Below are 2,133 nucleotides of genomic sequence, written 5' to 3'. Positions count from 1 at the left end.
GAGCTTGAAGTAGTTCGGATCGAACTCGGCCGGGTTCTGGTTGTGCAGGATCGGCAGGATTCCCATCATGGCGATGCCGGTGATCAGCTGCACGAAGGCGCCGTCCCGCTGGCGCGGGTGCACCGTGGGGGCCTTCATGTTGGCGATCCAGATACCAACCACCATGGAGGCGCCGATGATGTGCAGGAAGAGCAGGATGTAGAAAAGTATGGTCATGGGCCTAGTTTAGCGACAAAGTGTCCACAAAGAGTGGAGGGCACCTTCCCTTGCGGGAAGATGCCCTCTGCTCACCCGGCCGGCCGGGTTGCGGGGGAGCCTAGAGGCCCAGGTCCGCTTCGAAGGCGCCTTCTTCGAGGCGTGCCTTCAGCGTCTGCAGGAAGCGTCCCGCGTCGGCGCCGTCCACCAGGCGGTGGTCGTACGTCAGGGAGAGATACATCATGGAGCGGATCGCGATCGAGTCGTCGCCGTTCTCATCGGAGACCACCACGGCGCGCTTGACGATCGCGCCGGTGCCGAGGATGGCCACCTGCGGCTGGTTGATGATGGGGGTGTCGAAGAGTGCGCCCACGGAACCGATGTTGGTGATGCTGAAGGTTCCGCCGGAGAGTTCGTCCGGGCCGATCTTGCCGTTGCGGGTGCGGTCGGCGACGTCGGCGATCTTGCCGGCCAGGCCGGCGAGGTTCAGGTTGCCGGCGTCGGCAACGACCGGAACCAGCAGACCCTTGTCGGTGTCCACCGCAATCGCCAGGTGCTCGGCGTTGTGGTAGGTGATCTCCTGCTTGTCCTCGTCGTAGGAGGCGTTGACCTTCGGGTGCTGCTTCAGGGCCTCGGCGACGGCCTTGGCGATGAAGGGCAGGTAGGTCAGCTTGGAGCCGTTCTGGGCCTGGAAGGAGTTCTTGGCCTTGGCGCGCAGCTTCGCGACCTTGGTCATGTCCACCTCGTGCACCTGGGTCAGCTGGGTGGAGATGTCCAGCGATTCGCGCATGCGGCGCGCGATGACCTGGCGGATCCGCGGGGCCTTCTGCACGGTGCCGCGCAGTGAAGACTGATCTGCTGAGGGACGCGCTGCCGGGGCTGCGGACGCGGCCGGTGCGGGAGCCTGGGCCGGGGCGGCCTTGGCCTCTGCCGCGGCCAGTACGTCCTGCTTGCGGATGCGGCCGCCGACGCCGGTGCCGGTCAGCGAGGCGATATCCACGCCCTGCTGGTTGGCCAGCTTGCGGACCAGCGGGGTGACGTAGCCGGACTCGGCGCCTGCAGCCGGAGCGGCCTGGGCTGCGGGTGCGGCGGGCGCTTCCTGCTTGGGGGCTGCGGCAGGAGCCGGGGCCTCCTGCTTGGGCGCCTCCTGCTTCGGGGCTTCGGGTGCGGGGGCTTCCTGCTTGGGGGCCTCCTGCTTCGGAGCTTCCGGCGCTGGCGCCGGCGCGGCTGCGCCGGAACCGATGACGGCGAGGACGGACCCGACCTCGGCCGTTTCATCCTCGGCGACGCGGATTTCCTGCAGCGTGCCGGCGACCGGAGACGGGATCTCGGTGTCGACCTTGTCGGTCGAAACTTCCAGCAGCGGCTCGTCGACCTCGACGCTGTCACCGATGCTCTTCAGCCAGCGAGTGACGGTGCCCTCGGTGACGCTTTCGCCCAGAGCGGGGAGGGTCACTTCGTGGCCCTCGCCGGCCGGGGCGGCCTCGGCGGCGGGTGCCGGAGCAGCAGCCTCGGCAGCGGGCGCGGGGGTCTCGGCTTCGGGTGCCGGCGCCTCTGCAGCGGACGGCGACTCGGCGGGGGCTTCCTCGGCGGCCGGAGCGGCAGCCCCGGCGGAGCCGGAGCCGTCGCCGATGCGGACCAGGGGCGCGCCGACCTCAGCGGTCTCGTCTTCGGCGACGAGGATTTCCTCGATCACGCCGGCGATCGGAGAAGGGATCTCGGTGTCTACTTTGTCGGTGGAAACTTCGAGCAGGGGCTCGTCCACCTCTACCCGGTCACCTACCTGCTTGAGCCAGCGGGTGACAGTTCCTTCGGTGACGCTCTCACCGAGGGCGGGCAAGTTAACGGATTCAGACATGTCGTCCCCGTTCTCCTTATTGATCTTTAGTGCGGATGATTGCTGCCTTGATCGAGCTTAGTGCACCCGGCTTTTCGGGC

General features: G+C 67.7%; 1 protein-coding gene and 1 pseudogene. Both read right to left on the bottom strand.

Translation table 11 applies throughout. The annotated features are described in order from the left end of the window. Positions 1 to 216 (bottom strand): annotated as a pseudogene (locus AB4Y86_RS17440) (hypothetical protein); the annotation flags it as partial. Positions 217 to 316: 100 nt separating this feature from the next. Further along, positions 317 to 2,053, bottom strand: a complete 1,737-nt coding sequence (sucB, locus tag AB4Y86_RS17435) for a 2-oxoglutarate dehydrogenase, E2 component, dihydrolipoamide succinyltransferase (RefSeq protein WP_441403424.1) — start codon at positions 2,051 to 2,053, stop codon at positions 317 to 319. Positions 2,054 to 2,133 lie beyond the last annotated feature (80 nt).

The organism is Arthrobacter sp. 2YAF22_2, from assembly GCF_052114645.1.
In the GTDB taxonomy this organism is placed as follows: Bacteria; Actinomycetota; Actinomycetes; order Actinomycetales; family Micrococcaceae; genus Arthrobacter.
The sequence above is the reverse complement of the archived record's forward strand: the minus strand, read 5'-3'. Positions and strand labels throughout refer to the sequence as shown.